This window comes from Micromonospora sp. DT81.3 (genome assembly GCF_049847225.1).
Lineage (GTDB): Bacteria > Actinomycetota > Actinomycetes > Actinomycetales > Microbacteriaceae > Microbacterium.
On the sequence record NZ_JBNCNY010000001.1, the window covers coordinates 111,264 to 128,169 of the forward strand.

Annotated in this window: 16 protein-coding genes; 4 read left to right on the forward strand and 12 right to left on the reverse strand. The window is 70.5% G+C overall.

The features are described from left to right. Positions 1 to 9: 9 nt before the first annotated feature. From ACPW96_RS00525 to ACPW96_RS00535, 3 genes are read right to left on the reverse strand one after another with little or no spacing between them, the layout of a single operon-like run. The gene (locus ACPW96_RS00525; protein ID WP_425881623.1) at positions 10 to 810 is read right to left on the reverse strand and encodes an LLM class F420-dependent oxidoreductase; all 801 of its coding nucleotides are present in this window, start codon (positions 808 to 810) and stop codon (positions 10 to 12) included. Between the two features lie 10 nt (positions 811 to 820). Further along, positions 821 to 1,801, reverse strand: coding sequence for a permease prefix domain 1-containing protein (locus ACPW96_RS00530; protein ID WP_425881624.1), 981 nt, complete (start codon positions 1,799 to 1,801; stop codon positions 821 to 823). Position 1,802: 1 nt separating this feature from the next. Further along, on the reverse strand, positions 1,803 to 2,138 hold the full coding sequence (locus tag ACPW96_RS00535) for a PadR family transcriptional regulator (protein WP_425822709.1): 336 nt from the start codon (positions 2,136 to 2,138) through the stop codon (positions 1,803 to 1,805). A 280-nt stretch (positions 2,139 to 2,418) separates the two neighbouring features. Between ACPW96_RS00535 and ACPW96_RS00540 the strand changes: the two genes are divergently transcribed. Beyond that, positions 2,419 to 3,426 carry an o-succinylbenzoate synthase gene (locus tag ACPW96_RS00540; RefSeq protein ID WP_425881625.1) on the forward strand — a complete coding sequence of 336 codons (1,008 nt, stop codon included), beginning with the start codon at positions 2,419 to 2,421 and terminating at the stop codon, positions 3,424 to 3,426. Between the two features lie 3 nt (positions 3,427 to 3,429). Here the strand turns inward: ACPW96_RS00540 and ACPW96_RS00545 are convergent, their stop codons facing one another. Further along, on the reverse strand, positions 3,430 to 4,077 hold the full coding sequence (locus ACPW96_RS00545) for a TetR/AcrR family transcriptional regulator (RefSeq protein WP_425822705.1): 648 nt from the start codon (positions 4,075 to 4,077) through the stop codon (positions 3,430 to 3,432). A gap of 145 nt (positions 4,078 to 4,222) precedes the next feature. Here ACPW96_RS00545 and ACPW96_RS00550 point away from each other — a divergent pair, with 145 nt between their 5' ends. Next, positions 4,223 to 7,147 carry an efflux RND transporter permease subunit gene (locus ACPW96_RS00550; protein ID WP_425881626.1) on the forward strand — a complete coding sequence of 975 codons (2,925 nt, stop codon included), beginning with the start codon at positions 4,223 to 4,225 and terminating at the stop codon, positions 7,145 to 7,147. Further along, the gene (locus ACPW96_RS00555) at positions 7,144 to 9,123 is read left to right on the forward strand and encodes a YhgE/Pip domain-containing protein (RefSeq protein WP_425881627.1); all 1,980 of its coding nucleotides are present in this window, start codon (positions 7,144 to 7,146) and stop codon (positions 9,121 to 9,123) included. Before ACPW96_RS00550 ends, ACPW96_RS00555 begins: the two co-directional genes overlap by 4 nt. A gap of 129 nt (positions 9,124 to 9,252) precedes the next feature. On the opposite strand, the gene ccsB is transcribed toward ACPW96_RS00555, so the two are convergent. The 6 genes from ccsB to ACPW96_RS00585 are packed head-to-tail and all read right to left on the reverse strand — an operon-like array spanning position 9,253 to position 14,621. Beyond that, positions 9,253 to 10,305, reverse strand: a complete 1,053-nt coding sequence (ccsB, locus tag ACPW96_RS00560; protein ID WP_425881628.1) for a c-type cytochrome biogenesis protein CcsB — start codon at positions 10,303 to 10,305, stop codon at positions 9,253 to 9,255. Between the two features lie 4 nt (positions 10,306 to 10,309). After that, positions 10,310 to 12,028: a cytochrome c biogenesis protein ResB gene (gene resB / locus ACPW96_RS00565; RefSeq protein ID WP_425822697.1), complete on the reverse strand. Its 1,719-nt coding sequence runs from the start codon at positions 12,026 to 12,028 to the stop codon at positions 10,310 to 10,312. Next, positions 12,009 to 12,839 (reverse strand): cytochrome c biogenesis CcdA family protein, encoded by an 831-nt coding sequence (locus tag ACPW96_RS00570; protein ID WP_425881629.1) that lies wholly within the window; start codon positions 12,837 to 12,839, stop codon positions 12,009 to 12,011. The genes resB and ACPW96_RS00570 overlap by 20 nt, the downstream gene beginning before the upstream one ends. Continuing rightward, the gene (locus ACPW96_RS00575) at positions 12,836 to 13,435 is read right to left on the reverse strand and encodes a TlpA family protein disulfide reductase (RefSeq protein ID WP_425881630.1); all 600 of its coding nucleotides are present in this window, start codon (positions 13,433 to 13,435) and stop codon (positions 12,836 to 12,838) included. Before ACPW96_RS00575 ends, ACPW96_RS00570 begins: the two co-directional genes overlap by 4 nt. Beyond that, entirely contained in the window at positions 13,435 to 14,064 is a 630-nt protein-coding gene (locus ACPW96_RS00580; RefSeq protein WP_425822691.1) for a histidine phosphatase family protein, read from the reverse strand. The genes ACPW96_RS00575 and ACPW96_RS00580 overlap by 1 nt, the downstream gene beginning before the upstream one ends. Before the next feature lie 53 nt (positions 14,065 to 14,117). Further along, on the reverse strand, positions 14,118 to 14,621 hold the full coding sequence (locus tag ACPW96_RS00585; RefSeq protein ID WP_425881631.1) for a DUF6264 family protein: 504 nt from the start codon (positions 14,619 to 14,621) through the stop codon (positions 14,118 to 14,120). Between the two features lie 23 nt (positions 14,622 to 14,644). Between ACPW96_RS00585 and aspS the strand changes: the two genes are divergently transcribed. Then, the gene (aspS, locus tag ACPW96_RS00590; RefSeq protein ID WP_425881632.1) at positions 14,645 to 16,048 is read left to right on the forward strand and encodes an aspartate--tRNA(Asn) ligase; all 1,404 of its coding nucleotides are present in this window, start codon (positions 14,645 to 14,647) and stop codon (positions 16,046 to 16,048) included. A 139-nt stretch (positions 16,049 to 16,187) separates the two neighbouring features. Here the strand turns inward: aspS and ACPW96_RS00595 are convergent, their stop codons facing one another. Together ACPW96_RS00595 and ACPW96_RS00600 are read right to left on the reverse strand one after the other, a co-directional pair. Next, positions 16,188 to 16,454, reverse strand: coding sequence for a glutaredoxin family protein (locus ACPW96_RS00595; protein WP_425822685.1), 267 nt, complete (start codon positions 16,452 to 16,454; stop codon positions 16,188 to 16,190). Positions 16,455 to 16,507: 53 nt separating this feature from the next. Next, the gene (locus ACPW96_RS00600; RefSeq protein ID WP_425881633.1) at positions 16,508 to 16,801 is read right to left on the reverse strand and encodes a rhodanese-like domain-containing protein; all 294 of its coding nucleotides are present in this window, start codon (positions 16,799 to 16,801) and stop codon (positions 16,508 to 16,510) included. Positions 16,802 to 16,906: the final 105 nt, after the last annotated feature.

A 16,906-nucleotide genomic window follows, 5' to 3' on the forward strand; every position in this document is an offset into this window, starting at 1 on the left:
CGCGGCGGCTCAGACCGTGCCGTTCTTTGCGTCGCGCCAGCGCAGCCACGAGCGCACGAGGTCGTAGTCGTAGTCGGGTCCGCCGAAGCCGAGGGTGAACAGGCGCACCCCCGCGTCGAAGAGCCCGTCGGCGATGTCTTGGCCTCGCCGGTGCAGCTCGTTGGAGAGCACGAGGTTCGACGTGTCGCGCCCCTCCTTCTCGGCCCACTTCTCGATGACCGACAGCTTGTGCGGCAGCTGCTCGGCGGGCACGAAGCTGTGCCAGTAGTCCGCGTGCCGGGCGACGAGGCGGAGGGTCTTCTGCTCGCCGGAGCCGCCGATCATGATCGGGATCCGCCGGGTCGGTGCGGGGTTGAGCACCTCCCAGCGGGCGGTGATGCGGGCAAGCCCGTCGGCGAGGTCGTTCAGCCGCGTGCCGGGTGTGCCGAACTCGTAGCCGTACGCGTCGTAGTCCTTCTCGAACCACCCGGCGCCGGTGCCGAAGATGAATCGGCCCTCTCCGCCCTTCGCGCTGATGTGGTCGATCGTGCGGGCCATGTCGGCCTGCAGGTCGGGGTTGCGGTAGCTGTTGCAGTTGACGAGCGCCCCGAACTCGACGCGCTCGGTCTGCTCGGCCCAGGCGCCGAGCATCGACCACGACTCGAAGTGCAGGCCGTCCGGATCGCCCGACAGCGGGAAGAAGTGGTCCCAGTTGAAGAGGATGTCGACGCCCATGTCCTCCAGGCGCCGCACCGCATCTCGGATGTCGGCGTACTGCACGTGCTGGGGCTGAAGCTGGACGCCCAGCCGGACGGGGGTATCGGTGAGCATACGCAACAGCCTAGGAGCGGCAGGCGGGGGTGCGGGCCGGCCGGTAGGTCTTCAGGATGCCGTCGATGATGTCCCAGCCGGCGATGATCGCGATGCCGAAGCCGGTCAGCACGGTGACGATGGTGTAGACCTCCGCCGACGAATCCGCGGGGATGACCGTCGTGAAGAAGGCGGGGTTGAGCAGCTGGTCGTTCAGCAGCAGCCTGATCGCGGGCACGGCCGCGGCGAGCGCCAGCACCGTGTTGACCACGGCGAACGCGGGCGTCCAGCGGCCATTCCTGTAGATGGCGATCGCCATCGCCGCCTCGCCGAGCATGACGACGAAGAGACCGGCGATCCACCAGGGCCACAGATCCGGGTTGAGCACCGGCATCCGCACGTCGCCGTCCCAGACGAAGCCGAAGAAGCGGTCCCACAGGATCGCCAGGGCGGCGATCGCGAGGAAGACGAGCGAGGCGACCATGTCGGAGAATCCCAGGCCCTTCGGGCGGAGCTCCGGCAGGCGGTCGAGGGTCCAGGTCGCCCACGGCTCCGGCTTTCCGTTCTTGGCGTCGACGCTGCGCTCGAGGATCGCGAACACCAGCGTCACCCAGAACCCGATGTGCACGATGACGCCGAGCACGCCGACCACCGTCGAGCCGATGACGGTCCCGACCGGCGCCCCGCTCAGCACCTGGCCGAGGGCGATGCCGAAGGCCGCGCACGCCGGCACGATCCACAGCAGCAGCTTCAGCAGCCGCAACCACTCGAAGTAGTAGCGGGGACCGACGAGGAACGTCGGCCGATCGGTGTAGTCGGCAGCGAGCTTGTCCGGGTCCCCGAGGTCGGTGAGCACGGCGCGTTCCGCGTCGGCGCGCGGCTCTCCGCCGTGGACGCGGGCGTCGATGGCGTCGCCGATGGATGCCTCGAGCTCGGTCGTGAGGTCGGCGCGGCTCTTCTCGGGCAGGCTGCGCGTCGCCGCGTAGATGTAGCGCTCGGTGAGGTTCGTCATGTCAGTTCTCCGGGGTGACAGTGTCGATCGCCGTGGCGATCGCGCGGAATTCGGCGGTGAGGGATTCGGCGAGCGCGATGCCCGCCCGGCTGGTGCGGTAGAACTTGCGAGGCCGCGCCTCGTCGGTGTTCCACTCGCTCTCGAGGTAGCCCTGCTTCTCCAGGCGACGAAGCAGGGGGTACAGCGTGTTGGCGTCGGTGGCGAACCCGCCGGCATCGAGCGTCTCCAGCAGCCCGTACCCGTAACCGGGGGTGCGCAGCAGCTGCAGGCACGCCAGCACCACGGTGCCGCGGCGCAGTTCCTGCAGGTGCATCGCCAGGATGTCGTCATCGCTCATGTCCGTCACATTACTGTGCGTCGCACATCATTGTCAATCGCGCATTGTTATCGGGATCGCATGCGCAGTGACCACCGCCGGTGTTGGCGCTGCACTTCCCAGACGACGCGGCGTCGATTCGCGCCTCGTGTGCAGGAAAGAGCAGCGCGAGCCCGTCGAAGGGCGAGTGACGGTGCCGGCGGATGCCGGTGCGCGCGAGAGGGGACGGGCTTCTGGGGATGCATATGCGGACTACCGGTGCGTGCGCGAGGGGGGCGGGCCGAGCGGGCATGATGGATCCGTGAGCAACGACGCCGCGGCATCCATCCCGTCCCTCGACGAACTGCTCGCCACCGCGCGCGTGGTCGCTCTCCCCCTCGTCACGCGGTTCCGCGGGGTCGATACGCGCGAAGCGCTGCTGCTCGAGGGTCCGCAGGGCTGGACCGAGTTCTCGCCCTTCGCCGAGTACGACGACCGTGAAGCCTCGTCGTGGCTCGCGGCGGCGCTCGACTTCGGGTGGCGCAGCCAGCCGCCCCCGCTGCGGAACTCGCTGCTCGTGAATGCCACGATGCCGGCGGTGCCGGCGGCCTCCGTTCCCGAGGTGCTGGCGCGCTATGACGGATGCCGGACCGTGAAGGTCAAGGTCGCCGAACCAGGACAGTCGCTCGCGGACGACGTGGCCCGCGTGCGAGCCGTCCGGGCGGCGCTCGGTCCGGAGGGCCGCGTGCGGATCGACGCCAACGGCGCCTGGAACGTGGACGAGGCCGAGCACGCCGTGCACGCGCTCGCGGACTGCGACCTCGAGTACGTCGAGCAGCCGTGCGCGAGCGTCGACGAGCTGGCGGAGCTGCGCCGCCGCATCAAGTACATGGGCATCCCGATCGCCGCAGACGAGAGTGTGCGCAAGGCCTCCGACCCGATCGCGGTCGCCAGAGCCGGGGCCGCCGACATCCTCGTGATCAAGGCGCAGCCCCTCGGCGGAGTGCGGCGAGCGCTGGCCATCGTCGCAGAGGCCGGCCTGCCGGCGGTGGTGTCGAGCGCGCTCGATACGTCGGTGGGGCTCTCGATGGGCGCGGTCCTCGCCGCGGCGCTGGCCGAGCTCGACTACGACTGCGGACTCGGGACCGCGTCGCTCTTCGTCACCGACGTCGCCGACCCGCCGCTGGTGCCGCACGGCGGCGCGATCGGCGTGGGGCGGGTCGCCCCGGATGCCGCGCGCCTGGACGCTCTGGCGGCGACGGACGATCGGCGGACCTGGTGGCTGGACCGGCTCGCGCGCTGCCACGCGATGCTGGAGTCGGGGGCCTGAGGGTCAGACGGCGGGCGGCTCGATGATGAGCTGTGCGACGCGGGCGATCTCCTCGCTTGTGCGACGGCACATCGCCTCGTAGTCGAGACCGGCCATCGCGGCCCGTACCGAGGCGCTCTCCCACGTCGTGAGCATCAGTCTGGCGGCCTGCTCCGGCGGCACGCGGAAGCGGAGAGTCTTGGCGCGGGCGATGTCATCGATGATCTGCGTGACTCCCCGGACCATCTCCTCCTCCTGCGCGAGGTAGGCGGCCGCGAGCGCCGGTGAGCGGAGGGCGTGGTTGCGGATCTCGCTCATCAACAGCACGCCGAGACGGTCATCGCCGCTGACATCGAGCACCTGCTCGACGATCTGCAGCGCGTCGGTCGGTGCCGGCGCCAAGCCGCCGCCGGATTCCAGCTCCGCGACGCGCGCCTTCACGGCATCCACCCGCTCGCGCGCCACGCGCGCGGACAGCTCGAGGAACAGCTCGTCCTTGCTCTCGAAGTTCGAATAGAAGGCGCCGCGGGTGAAGCCGGCGCGCTCGCAGACCGCTTCGACGGATGCCACGTCGAGGCCGACCTCGGCGAACACCTCCGCGGCGGCATCCAGCAGACGCGCGCGCGTGTTCTCACGACTGCGCGTGGCTACGCGCGGTGCGGTGTCGGTCACGAGCACCTCCTCGGGCGATCTCACACGAACTCCACAGGCTTGCGATGAGCAGCTACCATACGATACACCTATGTATCGGATACATCGCCGTATCGGAACCGCTGCATCGAAGTCGTAACAACTGCATCGTCATCCTGGAGGCGTCGTGTCCACCCTGCTGTACTCCCTCGGTCGCTGGTCGTACCGACACTCGTGGCGCGTGCTGGTGGCCTGGCTGCTGCTGCTCGGCATCGCCGGCGGCGGCGCGCTGACCCTCGGGCAGGGCACGGACAATTCGTTCTCGATCCCCGGCACCGAGTCGCAGGCGGGCATCGAACAGCTGAGCCGCACCTTCCCGCAGGCCAGCGGCACCAGCGCCCAGGCGATCATCGTCACGGCCGACGGAGCGCCGATCGACGAGGATCCGTACGCCGCCGCGATCGCCGACACCATCGCCGAGCTCGAGGACCTCGACGGGATGCTCGCCGTCACCGACCCCTTCAATGAGATCGTGAACGGCCAGGTCTCCGACGACGGAGACGCGGCGATCGTCCGCATGCAGTTCGACGGACAGGCCACGGATGTGCCTGCCGGCACGAAGACCGCGCTGACGGATATCGCGGCGGAGCTCCGAGAGGAACTGCCCGCCGGTTCCCAGGTCGAGCTCGGCGGCGATCTCTTCGCCGTCTCGGTGCCCGGAGTGACCCTGACCGAGGCCGTCGGGCTCGTCATCGCCCTGCTCGTGCTGATCGTCACGTTCCGCTCGTTCGTGGTCGCCGGGCTCCCCCTGCTGACCGCCATCATCGGCGTCGGGCTGTCGATCGCGCTGATCTTCCTGTCGACCGCCTTCGCCAGCATCTCCTCGACCACCCCGCTGCTGGCCCTCATGCTGGGGCTGGCCGTGGGCATCGACTACGCGCTCTTCATCGTGGCCCGACATCAGGACCAGGTGCGGGCGGGGGTTGATCCGGAGGAGTCGACGGCGAGAGCGACCGGCACCGCCGGATCTGCGGTGGTGTTCGCGGGCATCACGGTGCTCATCGCGCTCATCGGCCTCGGCTTCGCCGGCATCCCGTTCCTGACGACCATGGGGATCGCGGCGGCCGTGGCCGTGGCGATCGCGGTGCTGGTGGCCCTGACGCTTACGCCGGCCATGCTCGGATTCGTGAAGGGGCGCGTCGTCGGGCGCCCGAAGCGCGCTTCGTCTCGCTCGAAGGCGTCGGTCGCTGAGCCTGTCGAAGCGTCCTCGGGGCGAGAGGGCGACCCCTCGACAGGGTCGGGGACCGAACGGATGAGAGCGACGGCCTCCCGTGAGAAGCGCGGGTTCGCCACACGCTGGGTGACCCTCATCACGAAGCACCCCGTCGTCACGACCGTCGCCGTCGTCCTCACGCTCGGCATTATGGCGATCCCCGCCGCGAGCCTCGCGCTCGCACTGCCGAACGCCGGAATGCTCCCCGAGGAGAACGAGGCGCGGCAGAGCTACGACCTCGTGGCCGAGGAGTTCGGACCGGGCTTCAACGGGCCGCTCATCCTGACCGGCACCATCGTCACCTCGACCGACCCCCTCGGGCTCATGGAGGACCTCGCCGACGATGTCGAGCGCCTGCCGGGCGTCGAGACGATCGCGCTGGCCGTCCCCAACGAGACGGCCGACACCGGCATCGTGCAGATCGTGCCCGAGACGGCGCCGGATGACCCCGCCACCGCCGAGCTCGTGCGCGAGCTGCGCGCCCAGCACGACCGGTGGCTCGACGAGTTGGGCATCGATGTCAAGGTGACCGGGTTCACGGCCGTCGCCATCGACATCTCCGACCAACTCGGTCGCGCCCTGATCCCGTTCGGCGTCTTCGTCGTCGGCCTGTCCCTCGTGCTGCTCGCCATCGTCTTCCGCTCCATCGCGGTGCCCATCAAGGCCGCCCTCGGCTACCTGCTCTCCGTCGCCGCCGCCTTCGGCGTCGTCGCCGCGGTCTTCGAATGGGGCTGGCTGGCAGACGTGCTGCACGTCACCCGCACCGGCCCGATCATCAGCTTCATGCCGATCGTGCTCATGGGCGTGCTGTTCGGCCTGGCGATGGACTACGAGGTCTTCCTCGTCTCCCGCATGCGCGAGGACTACGTCCACGCCCGCACGGCGGGGGCCACGAAGGCGGAGGCCCGCGCCACCGCGCTGGCGGCCATCCGGTCGGGCTTCACATCGTCGGCGCGCGTCGTCACGGCCGCCGCCCTCATCATGTTCGCCGTCTTCGCCGCCTTCGTCCCAGAGGGCGACGCCTCGCTGAAGCCGATCGCGCTGGGCCTCGCCGTCGGTATCGTGATCGACGCCTTCCTCGTGCGGATGACGCTGACGCCGGCCGTGATGGCGCTGCTCGGCGACAACGCGTGGTGGCTGCCCCGCTGGCTGGAGCGCACGCTGCCCCACTTCGACATCGAGGGCGAGGCCGTCGAGCGCGAGCTGTCGCTGGCCGAATGGCCCGAACCGGACACCACGGCCGCCGTGGTGGGCGAGGATGTCGCCGTCTCGGCCGGCGACGTACGACTTGTCGACCGTGTCTCGCTGCGGGTGGAGCCCGGCGAAGCGGTGCTGGTCACCGCTCCCGACGCCCGCGGACCGCGCGCGCTGCTGCTGGCGTTCTCCGGCCGGGCGCCGGTCGAGGGTCGCCTGAGGGTCGGGGGCCACCTCCTGCCCGGACGCGAGGCGTGGGTGCGCGCGCACGTCGGCGTCGCGCTGCTCGAGGGCTCCACCGACCCGTTGCGCGACGTGCGCGAGGCACTGGCGGGGCGGCCCCGGATCCTCGTGATCGACGGGCTGGATGCCTTCGCCGCCGGCTCCGAGCACGACCAGGCAGCCGCGGCCCTTCGCGACGCCGCGGCCGCGACTCCCGAGCTGACCGTGCTGGCGTCATCGACACACGTCGACGCCGCCCGCTCCCTCCTCTCCGACGCCGGGTGGCCCGACGCGCCTGTTCTCGACGTCTCCGTGCCACACGGGCCCGCCTCCGCCGGCGCTCTCCCGCCGCTCGATGCCGTGCCCGGCGACACCCGGTCGACCCTTCCGACATCCGCCCTTTCGACAGAGGTGCCCGCATGACCCTCCACATCGAGCGCGCCCGCACGCGGCGCCCCGTCACCTGGCTCACGATCATCGGCGTGCTGCTTCTTCCCGTGCTGATCGGCGGCATCCTCGTCGCCGCCCTGTACAACCCGGCCGAGCGGCTCGACTCCATGAGCGCCGCCATCGTGAACGAGGACGAGGCGGTCGAGATCGACGGCCAGACGGTTCCGCTCGGGCGCCAGCTGACGGCCGGACTCGTCGAAGGCTCCGACGAGATCGCCAGCAACCTGGACTGGACGATCTCGAACGCCGAGGACGCCGCCGAGGGTCTGGCCGACGGCACGTACCAGGCCGTCGTCACCATTCCGCAGAACTTCTCCGCTGCGGCCACCTCGACCGCCCCTGGCGGGTCGCCGGAGCAGGCCCTCATCGAGGTGTCCACGCCGCCGGACTCGAAGGTCGTCGACGACGCGATCACCGCGCAGGTGACCTCCGCGGCCGCGAGCATCATGGGCACCCAGCTCTCCGAGGTGTATCTCGAGAACGTCTTCCTCGGATTCACGACCCTCGGCGATCAGCTCGGCGAGGCTGCGTCCGGCGCCCGGCAGCTCGCGGATGGCGCCACGCAGGCGGCCGGCGGCGCGACCGCCCTCGCCGACGGCTCGGGCCAGCTGAGCTCGGGCGCGAGCGGCCTTGCTTCCGGTGCGGGCGAACTCGCCGGCGGCCTCGACACCATCGCCTCCGGAACGCGCGACGCGGCATCCGGAGCCACGCAGCTCGCGGCCGGCGTCTACGGCGGAGCCGACCAGCTCGAGGCGAACGGCCTCGTGCCGGACGTGGTCAGCGGCTATGCCGCGGATGCCGCGGCGGACTCCGCCGCGACCGCCGCACAGATCGGGGCGGTCGCCCCGACGCTCGGTCAGCTGGCGGCGCAGTGCCCGACGGTCAGCACCGACGCCGCGTTCTGCGCGACGCTCGCCACCGCAGCGGCCGGCACAGGCGCCGCCGCGCTCTCCGCGGTCGACGCCGCCACCGCGGCCGGGTACGCGTCCGGCGCTCTGACGCAGTTCGACCAGGCGGCGACCGCCGAGTTCGCCGGTCGGTTCCGCACGATCGCGGACAACGTGAGCGCCCTCTCGGGCGGCCTCGGTCAGCTCGCCGGCGGCACGGAGCAGTCGGCGGACGGCGCTCGGCAGCTCGGCGACGGCGCCGCGCAGCTGGCCGGAGGCATCGATCAGGCCGGCACGGGGGCGACCTCGCTCGCCGGTGGCATCACCGAGCTGGCGACGGGAACCACCACGCTCGCGGACGGCCTGGACCAGGCATCCGAGGCGGTGCCGTCGTACTCCGAGAACGAGGCCACCAGCCTCGCCACCGTCGTCGCAGACCCCGTCGCGACCGACGGGCTCGGATCCTCGCTGTTCGGCGCCTCGGCCGTGCCGCTGCTCGCGACCCTCGCCCTGTGGTTCGGCGGCGTCGGCACCTTCGTGGCACTGCAGGCGGCATCGCGCCGTGCGCTCACCTCGCGTGCGCCGTCGGCGGTGCTGGCGCTCCGCGGCCTCGCACCCGCCGCCGTGCTCGGCGCCGTGCAGGGACTGCTGGTGGCGGGTGTCGTGCAGCTCGCAGCCTCGTACGAGTGGGGAGCCTGGTCGCTGTTCGCGGTGCTCTGCGTCGTCGCCGGCGTGGCCTTCGCGGCGGTCAACCAGGCGCTCGTGGCGGTGTTCGGGGGTGCGGGTCGCTGGCTCGCGGCCCTCGTCGGCGTGCTGGCCGTGGCCACCGGAGTGGTCTCGACCGTCCCCAGCGTGATCGCCGACATGGCGGCGCTGCTTCCCACCACTCCCGCCTACAACGGCATGCTGGCGGCGCTGACTGAGACCGGCGGCCTCGGTGCGGCGGTCGCCGGACTGCTGATCTGGTCGGTGCTGGCCTTCGTGGCGACGACCCTGGCGGTGGCCCGCAGGCGGATCGCGCGCCCGGCCGATCTGCTCGCACCCTCCCCCGTGCCGGCGTAGCGCCCGAGCTCGACTGAAGCGCGGGCGCAGAGGTTCTCACGAAACCCCGCGCCCGCGCAGGCACGCTCGCGCGCTGGCCGTGCGGAACCGAGCTCTCCTCGCCGTCCCGGCGGGCCCACCCGGCTGAACTCAGTTCAGTCCGGAATAGACGTGCAGGCCCTTGAAGAACATGTTGACGATCGTGAAGTTGAAGAGCACGGCCGAGAACCCGATGATGGACAGCCACGCCGACCGCGTGCCGCGCCAACCGCGCGTCGCGCGTGCGTGGATGTAGCCTGCGTACAGCACCCAGATCACGAACGTCCAGACCTCTTTGGTGTCGAAGCCCCAGTAGCGTCCCCAGGCGTCCTGCGCCCAGATCGAGCCGGCGATGAGGGTGAATGTCCAGAAGATGAAGCCGATGATGGCGAAGCGGTAGGCGAGGGCCTCCAGCGCCTCGGCGGACGGCAGCGTGCGGAGGAATCGCGGGCTGCGGCGCGTGGGCGCCTCGCCGCCCCCCGCCGCGACGAGGGCCCGCGTCTCGCGCTTGGTCTGCATGAGCTGGAGCACCGAGAGGGCGAAGGCGAGGGCGAAGAATGCGGTGCCGAGCGAGGCGACGAAGACGTGGATGACGAGCCAGATGCTCTTCAGGGGATCCATCAGCGGCACGATCTCGACGTAGAACGCGAGGGCGGCCCCGCCGAGGAGGAGCACGACGAGCCCGGTGATGAAGGTTCCGAGGAACCGCAGGTCGTACCGCAGGAGCACCACGAGGTAGACGGCCACGATCAGCAGTGTGCCGGTCATGGCGAACTCGTACATGTTCGACCACGGAACACGCCCCGACGCGATGCCCCGGGTGAGGGCCGCACCGAAGTGGAAGGCGAACCCGAGCACCGTGAGCGACGTGCCGATCCGCGCCATGACGTAGCGCGTGCGCGGGCCGTCACCGCGTCCCTCCCCGGCACCCAGCGGAGAGCCGCGCCGGGCCTCGACCGCGCCCGAGCGGCCGCGCACGGTGGCCCCCACCAGGACGGGCTCCGCGAGGCGGGCCGTGCCAGCGGCATCCTGAGCGTCCACCGCCGCCGACGAGCGTCGCGCCAGGTCGAACGCGTACGCCACGAATGCGAGGGCGTAGAGGGCGATCGCGGTCCAGATCAGCACGATCGAGACGGCGTCGAGGGAGAGGGCTTCGCCGGGCATGCCCTCAGTCTACGTGCGGGGTTTCGCGCCCGGCCGACTGGTGGCGGGCGGCGAACTGCTCGACCGCGGCGGCCAGCGCCGGGTCCTCGCCGCGGGCAAGGCCGGCGTACTCGATGCGCACGATCGACCCGTCGGGAGTCGCCTTCACCCACATCCGCCGCCGTGGGACGAACAGCGCGGTGAGCAGGCCGAGCAGGGCGAGCACCGCGAACACGAGCACCCACACCGCCGACGCGTCTCGGTGCACCTGCAGCGATGCGAACCGCTTGACCGACTCGCCGTATCCCGCGGCTGCGCCGGCCGGCGTCTCGTCGACGAAGGTGATCGTGCCGAGGCCGTTCGGCAGGTCGGCGGTCTCACCCGGTGCGAGCTCGATGGAGTCCACGCCGGTCTTGCCGCCCGTCAGCTGGGTCATCTCGCTCGGGTCCAGCACGTACACGGAGCGCGGGGTCCCGTCGTCGATGCCGAGGTCGCCCTCGTACACGTTCAGCGTGAGCGACGGATTGACCAGCGCCGGGTATCGCGAGGTGAAGGCGCCCGTGTCGAGCGCGACCTGAGTGGGGTAGAAGAAGCCGACCATCCCCAGCTGCTCCGGCATGCCGTCGGGCACCTTCACGACGCCGAGGGACGTCATGTTGGAGTCCTGCGGAAGGAACGGGACGGACTCGTCGAAGACCACCTCCCCCTCGGCGTTGCGGATCACGATCGTCGGGGCGTATCCGTTGCCGAGCAGGTAGATCTTGTCGCCCGCGATGTCGAGCGGGTGGTTGACCCTGACCGCACCCACGCTCGTCTCGCCGTCCGGCGTCCGCACCGTCACGTTCGCCGAGAAGTCGCCCGCCTGGCCGGCGGCGTTCGTCCCCAACGGCTGGTACGTCACGTCGAAGGAGTCGAGGGTCATCGCGTACGGCGGGAGCGCGCCCTCGGAGACGAAGCGCCCCCTGTTCATCGATGAATAATCCAGCAGCGTGTTGACGAACGTGGTGCCCTCGACGATGACCCGCTGGCCTGTGTAGGCGAAGCCCCCGCCCAGTCCCACGGCGAGCAGCACCCCGACCAGGGCCGCGTGGAAGACCAGGTTGCCTGTCTCGCGCAGGTACCCGCGTTCGGCCGAGACCGAGAACGATCCACGGGAGTCGTACCGCTCGACCCGGTAGCCGCCCGCTCGCAGCTGCTTGGTCGCGCGGTCGACGGCGGCGGAAGCCTCGACGGCGGCCGGCGACGGGGAACCGTGCGCGCCCTCGTCGGCCACCTCGACCAGCTCCTCGCGATAGGCGTCGAGGCGGGAGAGCCGTGCGGGCGTGCGAGGCGGGCGGGCGCGCAGCGCCTTCCAGTGGTGCTGCGTGCGCGGGATGACGCAGCCGATCAGCGAGACGAAGAGAAGGATGTAGATCGCCGAGAACCACACCGAGGTGTAGACGTCGAACAGCTGCAGGTTATCGAGCACCGGCGCGAGGTCCGGGTTGTCGGTGAAGTACTGCGTGACCCCGTTCGGGTCGGCGCTGCGCTGGGGGACGATCGAGCCCGGCACCGCCGCGATCGCGAGCAGCAGCAGCAGCACGAGCGCCGTGCGCATGCTGGTGACCTGTCGCCAGGCCCATCGGATCCACCCCATCGGCCCGAGCGCCGGCTGCGTGATGTCGTTGCTCTCGAGGTGGTCGGACGGGCGCAGCGGGTCGTTCTCCGCACCCGGGCTGGTGGCGCTAGAGCGGGAGCTCGACACTGCCGATCACCGCCCCGAGCCGCGTCATCACGTCGGTCCAGACGCCCGTGACCATGAGCACGCCGAGCGCCACGAGGAGCGCCCCGCCGAGGATGTTCACCGCGCGGATGTGGCGCTTGAGGAAGGTTACGGAGCGGGTGGCCCAGCCGAATCCGATGGCGAGCAGGAGGAACGGGATGCCGAGGCCGAGCGAGTAGGCGACGCCGAGCAGCGCGGCCCGACCGGGATCCCCGACATTCCAGGAGAGCGCGATGATGGCGGCGAGGGTAGGGCCGATGCACGGGGTCCACCCGATCCCCATGGCCACCCCGAGGAGGGGCGCCCCGACGAGGCCGAGGTTGCCGCGGAGAGCCGGGCGGTAGGTGCGCTGGGCGAAGCCGAACACGCCGATGAAGACCAGTCCCAGGAGCAGGACGAGCACGCCGAGCACCCGCGTGATGATGTCCGCGTACTCCAGGAAGAAGCGCCCGAGGGTTCCGCCCAGCACCGCGACGGCCACGAACACGACCGTGAACCCGGCGATGAAGAGCAGCACTCCCCCGAGCAGCCGTCCGCGGCCGGGAAGCGACGCTTCGACAGGCTCAGCGACCGCCTGCGTCAGCGACGCGGCCCCGGTCGCGGAGCCTGTCGAGGCGTCGACCGGAATCGGATTGCGCGCCGGGGCCGGCGACACGGCGGCCCCGATGAATCCGAGGTAACCGGGGACAAGAGGCAGCACGCACGGCGAGAGGAACGAGACGAGCCCGGCGAGCATCGCGATGGGGATGGCCACCCAGAGCGCCCCGTCGAAGATGACCGCGACGGGATTCACGAGCTCTCCGCGAGCGCGTCGCCCACGAGGGTGGAGAGGGTGGATACGCCGTCGAGCTGCCCCACGATACGGGCCGCGACACGCCCCGTCGCATCGAGCACGAGCGTCGTCGGCGTTGCGTTGATGGGCGTCGCACCGGCGAAGGCCAGCTTGGCCGATCCCTCGTTCACGTCGATGATGCTCGGATAGGTGATGCCGTAGGTCTCGGCGAAGGCCTGCGCGGTGTCGGCTTGGTCGAGCGTGTTGACGCCGACGAACGAGACGTTCTGGCCCTGGTACTCCTGCCACACCGACTCGAGGTCCTCGGCCTCGACCCGGCACGGCCCGCACGCGGCGTACCAGAAGTTGACCACGACCACATCGCCGGCGACGTCCGCGCTGGAGAATCGCTCGCCCGTCTCCGTGACTCCCGCGAACTCCACCGGCTCGCCGCGTTCGGCATCCGGGATCTCCTGCACGCGGCCGTCAGCCGTGATGTAGCCCTTGTTGTCTCCGGCGCGGTACTGCTCCGCAAGGGAATCGTCGGTGCAGCCGACGAGAGCGAGCGCGAGGGTCGCGGCGAGCCCGGCCGCGGCGAGCGGGCGGATGCCGGGCATCAGACCGCCCCGACGTCGACGGCGCCGGTCGTGGCGACGGGCTCCGCATACTCGACCTCGACCCATCCGCCCTTCTGCCGTTCGAAGGAAGTGACGCTCGAGAGCGCGCACCGCCGATCGCGCGGGTCATGACGAAGCGGCTCGCCCGCCACGGAGAGGTGCGTGAGCCAGATGGGAGCCTGGTGCGAGACGATCACGACGTCTCCATCGGGCGCGGCGTCCCACGCCGAATCGATGGCCTCGCGCATCCGCTTCACGATGGACACGTACGGCTCTCCCCAGCTGGGCAGGCTCGGACGAACCAGATGCCGCCAGTTCAGGGGGTTGGCGAGCGCCTGCTGCATCCGCCGGCCCTCGAACACGTTGACCGGTTCGATCACCCGCTCATCGACGGTCGGCTCGAGGCCGAACAGCTTCGTGAAGGGCTCTGCCGACTGGCGGGTGCGCTCGAGCGGCGAGCAAACGAGGGCGGTCACGGGGCGTCCGACGTTCTTGACGTGGAGAGCAGCGGCGGCCGCCATCCGGTGCCCCCCATCGCTCAGCACGTAGCCGGGAAGCCGGCCGTAGAGCACTCGGCGGGGGTTGTCGACCTCCCCGTGGCGCACGAGATGTAGGCGGGCTGCAGGCACCCCTCCAGTCTACGCGGCGGCACCTGGTGAGCCGCCTGAGAGCGGCTCCCCGCTCAGCCGGTGGGCACCCCCGCCGAGGCGATGGCGGCGCCCAGAAACCACGAGCCGACGAGGAACGGCGAAGCCGCGATCGGCACCCAGAACGCGAGCCGGCGCAGCACGAGCAGCACGATGGCACCCACCACAGCGAGCAGCAGGAAGACCCAGGGCAGCACGACCGCCGTCAGCATGCCCGTCGCGATCAGGTCGGTGTTGCACTCGACCGCGCCGCAGGGATCCGATGCCATCGCCAGGAAGAAGCCGAAGAACGACATGAAGAAGGCGAGCACACCGAGCAGCACGAGAAGGATGACGGTGACCACGATGTCCCACGTGCGCACGGGCCGCTTCTGGGCCGGCGCGCCGTACCCGGCCGGCGCATATCCGGCCGGTGGGTAGCCGGCCGACGGATAGCCGGCGGCCGGGGGCGGCGGCGGCTGCCAGGCGGGGGGCTCTGTGCTCACGAGCTCATCATAGGGAGAAGGCGGGGCCCCGCGGGAGCGCCGGGGCCCCGTCATCCGCCGACGTAGACTGATCCCTCGTGAGTACACGCGTTCTGGTCCAGCAGCTGCAGTCCCTTCCCGACGGTCCCGTCACGGTATCCGGATGGGTCGAGACCGTCCGCGATCAGAAGAAGGTGCAGTTCGTCATCCTGCGCGATGAGACCGGCGCCGTGCAGCTGGTGAACCCCGCCACCCGCCCTCCGGCCGAGCCCGTGGACCCTTCGACAGGCTCAAGGACCGCCGAGCCGCAGGACGCCGCCGCGGACCCAGCTGAGCGAGCGAAGCGAGACGAAGCGCTCGCGCTCACCGACACGATCTCGACCCTGACCACCGGCACGTTCCTCACGGTCACCGGCCAGCTGAAGCACGACGAGCGCGTCAAGCTCGGCGGCGTCGAGATCAAGGTCGCCTCGCTGGATGTCGCGGCCGCCGCGCTCCCCGAGACGCCGATCGCCGCCGACAGCGCCATGGACAAGCGGATGGACTGGCGCTTCCTCGACCTGCGTCAGCGCCGCAACAACCTCATCTTCCGGGTGCAGACGACACTCGAGCACGCGATGCGCACGTGGTGGATCGAGCGCGACTACATCGAGATCCACTCCCCCAAGCTCATGTCATCCGCCTCCGAGTCCAACGCCGAGCTGTTCGCGCTCGAGTACTTCGGCGAGCAGACCGCGTACCTGGCGCAGAGTCCTCAGTTCTTCAAGCAGATGGCGCAGTCGGCCGGTTTCGGGAAGATCTTCGAGATCGGCGACGTGTACCGCGCCGACCCCTCGTTCACGAGTCGGCACGCGACCGAGTTCACGTCGGTGGATGCCGAGATCAGCTGGATCGACTCGCACGAGGACGTCGCGCGGATGCAGGAGGAGCTCCTGTCCTTCGCGATCGGTGCGGTGGCCGCCAAGCACGGCGCCGAGATCGAGGAGCTCTTCGGGGTTGCGGTGAGCGCCCCCACGGTGCCCTTCCCGCGCATCCCCCTCGCCGAGGCGCGCGACATCGTCGCCGCCCGGGGATACGACATCCCCCGCACCGATGGCGACCTCGACCCGGAGGGCGAGCGTCAGATCTCGGCGCACGTGAAGGAGACCTACGGGCACGAATTCGTGTTCATCACGGACTACCCGCACGAGATCCGCGCGTTCTACCACATGCGGGATGACGAGACAGGGCTGACGAAGAGCTACGACCTGCTCTACAACGGCGTCGAGATCACCACCGGCGCGCAGCGCGAGCATCGCGTCGACATCCTCATGGAGCAGGCGAAGCAGAAGGGCCTCGACCCGGAGCACCTGCAGTTCTACTTCGACTTCTTCCGCTACGGCGTGCCGCCGCACGGAGGATTCGGCATGGGCCTCGCCCGGGTGCTGATGCTGATGCTCGGCGAGTCCTCGATCCGCGAGGTCACTTATCTTTTCCGAGGCCCCACGCGCCTCGCTCCCTGACCCCCCTTCCGAGGCCCCACCGCCGCGCCCCCTGACCCTCTTCCGACGCCCCACCGCCGCGGCGAGAATCGGTCGAGCGACCGGGACTCGGCGCGTCGCGCGCCGTCTCGGTCACCGGACCGATTCTGGCGGGTCGGGGTCAGCGGCGGTCGGCGTCTAGCAGCGCGTCGCGCAGGCGCTCGGGCGCAAGGCGCCAGTGGGAGTGCAGCGTGCCGTCGATCAGCACGACGGGGATCTTCTCCCACCACAGGTCGTGGAGCGCAGGGTCGTCGAGGATCGAGGGCTCGAGCACTTCGATGCGGTCCGCGACGTCATCCGGAAGACCGGCGATGACCTGCTCGATGACCCCGTGCGCCACATCGCAGAGGTGGCAGTCGGGCTTGCCGATGAGGGTCAGGGTGGTCACGAAACCATCCTAGGTTCGCGTTCCGGGCCCCGGTCGGCCGACGAGCCGGAACCTCAAGACTCGACAGGGTACCCGGCCTGGATCCACGCGTCGGTGCCACCGTCGACGTTCACGGCCTCGTAGCCGCGGGCCGTCAGCGCTTCGGCGACCCGCGCCGAGCGGCCGCCGACCTTGCAGATCACGTCGAACGCCCCGTCGGGGAGCTCGTGCAGACGCTGTCCCAGCTGCGACATGGGGAGGTTGACCGCGCCGGGCACGCGGCCGGCGGCGAACTCGTCGGGCTCGCGCACATCGATCAGCGGGACGCCCGAGCGCTCCCGCAGCTGTGCAACGGTGATGGACTGCATGGGGTTCCTTACTCGGATGCCGACCCGCTTGCCGGGGGTACACGAAGCGCCCGTCCTCGGACAGGCGCTTGTGTGCTGATCGGTCCTTTCGGACCGACCCGGCCG

Excerpts from the sequence above, each read along its gene's own strand:
- ACPW96_RS00555 (WP_425881627.1), top strand. The coding sequence starts at position 7,144 with ATGACCCTCCACATCGAGCGCGCCCGCACGCGGCGCCCCGTCACCTGG.
- ACPW96_RS00600 (WP_425881633.1), bottom strand. The coding sequence starts at position 16,801 with ATGCAGTCCATCACCGTTGCACAGCTGCGGGAGCGCTCGGGCGTCCCG.
- ccsB (WP_425881628.1), bottom strand. The coding sequence starts at position 10,305 with ATGCCCGGCGAAGCCCTCTCCCTCGACGCCGTCTCGATCGTGCTGATC.
- ACPW96_RS00530 (WP_425881624.1), bottom strand. The coding sequence starts at position 1,801 with ATGACGAACCTCACCGAGCGCTACATCTACGCGGCGACGCGCAGCCTG.
- ACPW96_RS00575 (WP_425881630.1), bottom strand. The coding sequence starts at position 13,435 with ATGCCCGGCATCCGCCCGCTCGCCGCGGCCGGGCTCGCCGCGACCCTC.
- ACPW96_RS00535 (WP_425822709.1), bottom strand. The coding sequence starts at position 2,138 with ATGAGCGATGACGACATCCTGGCGATGCACCTGCAGGAACTGCGCCGC.
- ACPW96_RS00585 (WP_425881631.1), bottom strand. The coding sequence starts at position 14,621 with ATGACGGGGCCCCGGCGCTCCCGCGGGGCCCCGCCTTCTCCCTATGAT.
- ACPW96_RS00525 (WP_425881623.1), bottom strand. The coding sequence starts at position 810 with ATGCTCACCGATACCCCCGTCCGGCTGGGCGTCCAGCTTCAGCCCCAG.